The sequence below is a fragment of the Sulfitobacter sp. 15WGC genome (assembly GCF_005068605.1).
Classification (GTDB): Bacteria; Pseudomonadota; Alphaproteobacteria; order Rhodobacterales; family Rhodobacteraceae; genus Sulfitobacter; species Sulfitobacter faviae.
Map to the genome: position 1 here is coordinate 1 of NZ_SZNL01000066.1, position 696 is coordinate 696.

Annotated in this window: 1 protein-coding gene; it reads left to right on the forward strand. The window is 55.5% G+C overall.

Going from position 1 to position 696, the window contains the following annotated elements; genetic code table 11:
• Positions 1-26 precede the first annotated feature (26 nt).
• Positions 27-696 (forward strand): transposase (locus FCK22_RS17990; protein WP_169306124.1); only part of this gene is annotated, 670 nt, incomplete at its 3' end.

The window sequence follows — 696 nt, forward strand, 5'->3', positions numbered from 1 at the left end:
TTCATCGTAGCCTTTAAGGAGCGAAGATGAACAAGAAGCCCGGAACATCGAAAGACGCAGCTGACAAGCTGGTCAAAAAGATCCGCCGCAAGACCCGCCAGACCTACTCGGCGGAGGAGAAGATCCGCATTGTTTTGGCCGGATTGCGCGGGGAGGAAAGCATCTCGGCGTTATGTCGCCGCGAGGGTATCTCTGACAGCCTGTATTATACTTGGTCGAAGGAATTCCTTGAGGCTGGAAAGCGTCGCCTTTCCGGCGACACAGCGCGTCAGGCGACATCGCCTGAGGTGAAGGATCTGCGATCCGAGGCCATGGCTCTGAAAGAATGCGTGGCTGATCTAACCCTTGAGAACCGCCTGCTCAAAAAAAAGCATGACAGGGGCTGGGGAGTTCGAGGAATGAGGTATCCAGCAACCGAGAAGCTTGAGATCATTCGCACGGTTGAGGGATCACACCTGCCCACAAAAATGACCCTTGATATGCTGGGTATCCCGCGCACGACATTTTACCGATGGTATGACCGCTACGTCGAAGGCGGCCTTGATGCATTGGCGGACCGCGCGCCTCGGCCGAAGTCGGTCTGGAACCGTATTCCGCAGGACCGGCGGGATGATCTGATCGAGTTTGCGCTGGAACATGAGGCGCTGACCACACGCGAACTGGCCGTCAAATATACTGATGAGAAGCGGTATTTTA